Origin of the sequence: Nocardioides sp. NPDC057772, assembly GCF_042798075.1 — a bacterium.
Taxonomy (GTDB): domain Bacteria; phylum Actinomycetota; class Actinomycetes; order Propionibacteriales; family Nocardioidaceae; genus Nocardioides.
The window spans coordinates 1-1991 of sequence record NZ_JBHVKN010000358.1 but is presented as its reverse complement, the minus strand read 5'-3'; the positions used below and the strand labels follow the sequence as shown (position 1 = coordinate 1991).

Below are 1991 nucleotides of genomic sequence, written 5' to 3'. Positions count from 1 at the left end.
ACGGTGCCCAGGTCATCGACGTCAACATGGACGAGGGCATGATCGACGGCGTCGCCGCGATGACCCGGTTCCTGACGCTGATCGCCTCCGAGCCCGACATCTCCCGGGTCCCGATCATGATCGACTCCTCCAAGTGGGAGGTCATCGAGGCCGGTCTCAAGCTCGTCCAGGGCAAGCCGATCGTCAACTCGATCTCGCTCAAGGAGGGTGTCGACTCCTTCGTCGAGCACGCCGAGCTGTGCAAGCGCTACGGTGCTGCCGCCGTCGTGATGGCCTTCGACGAGGACGGTCAGGCCGACTCCTACGAGCGCCGGATCGCGGTCTGTGAGCGGGCCTACCGGATTCTCGTCGACGAGGTCGGCTTCGACCCCGAGGACATCATCTTCGACCCCAACGTGTTCGCAGTCGCGACCGGGATCGAGGAGCACGCGACGTACGGCGTCGACTTCATCGAGGCGGTCCGTTGGATCAAACAGAACCTGCCGGGCGCCAAGGTCTCCGGCGGCATCTCGAACGTGAGCTTCTCCTTCCGCGGCAACAACCCCGTGCGCGAGGCGATCCACGCGGTCTTCCTCTACCACGCGATCGAGGCTGGCCTGGACATGGGCATCGTCAACGCCGGTGCGCTGGTGCCCTACTCCGAGGTCGACCTCGAGCTGCGCGACCGGATCGAGGACGTCGTGCTCAACCGGCGTCCCGACGCTGCCGAGCGGCTGCTGGAGATCGCGTCGAAGTACAACAAGGACTCACCCGAGGCGGAGGCGAAGGCCGAGGCCTGGCGCGAGCTGCCGGTCGGCGAGCGGATCACCCACGCGCTGGTCAAGGGCCTGGACGCCTACGTCGAGGCCGACACCGAAGAGCTCCGTGCCGAGATCTCGGCTCGTGGGGGCCGGCCGATCGAGGTCATCGAGGGTCCGCTCATGGACGGCATGAACGTCGTCGGCGACCTGTTCGGCGCCGGCAAGATGTTCCTGCCGCAGGTGGTCAAGAGCGCCCGGGTGATGAAGAAGGCCGTGGCCTACCTGATCCCGTTCATCGAGGCCGAGAAGCAGCCCGGCGACGCCGAGACCAAGAACGGCACCATCGTCATGGCCACCGTCAAGGGCGACGTGCACGACATCGGCAAGAACATCGTCGGCGTGGTGCTGCAGTGCAACAACTACGAGGTGATCGACCTCGGCGTGATGGTGCCGGCGCAGAAGATCCTCGACGCCGCCAAGGAGCACGACGCCGACATCATCGGCCTCTCCGGCCTGATCACGCCGTCGCTCGACGAGATGGTCGGCTTCGCCACCGAGATGCAGCGCGTCGGGCTCGACCTGCCGCTGCTCATTGGAGGGGCGACCACGTCGCGGGCACACACCGCGGTCAAGATCGACAAGGCCTACGACGGCCCGGTCGTCTGGGTCAAGGACGCCTCCCGCTCGGTGCCGACCGCGGCGGCCCTCCTCGACGCCGGCCGGCGCGAGAAGCTGATGGCCGAGGTCAAGGTCGACTACGACTCGCTACGCGCGCGGCATGCCGAGCGGAGCGAGCGAGCGTCGCTGACGTACGTCCAGGCCAAGGCCAACAAGCCCCAGGTCGACTTCTCGACGCTGCCGGCGGCGCCGTCGCAGCTCGGCGTGCACACGCTTCTGGACTATCCGGTAGCCGAGCTGCGCGACTACATCGACTGGCAGCCGTTCTTCAACGCCTGGGAGATGAAGGGCCGCTTCCCCGACATCCTCAACAACCCCGCCACCGGCGAGGCAGCGCGCAAGCTCTTCGACGACGCGCAGGAGATGCTCGACAAGATCATCGAGGAGAAGTGGCTCGAGGCGCGCGGTGTCTACGGTCTCTTCCCGGCCAACTCGACCGGTGAGGACGTGGTCGTCTACACCGACGACTCGCGCGCCGAGGAGCGGGCCACGCTGTTCCAGCTGCGCCAGCAGGGACAGCACCGAGACGGCGTCGCCAACAAGTCGCTGGCCGACTACGTCGCCCCGGTGGGC

Annotated in this window: 1 protein-coding gene; it reads left to right on the top strand. The window is 67.1% G+C overall.

All coding sequences use genetic code 11. The annotated features are described in order from the left end of the window. Positions 1 to 1991: dihydropteroate synthase (locus ACFVJS_RS27600; protein WP_378886739.1), on the top strand; the 1991-nt coding region annotated here is incomplete at both ends.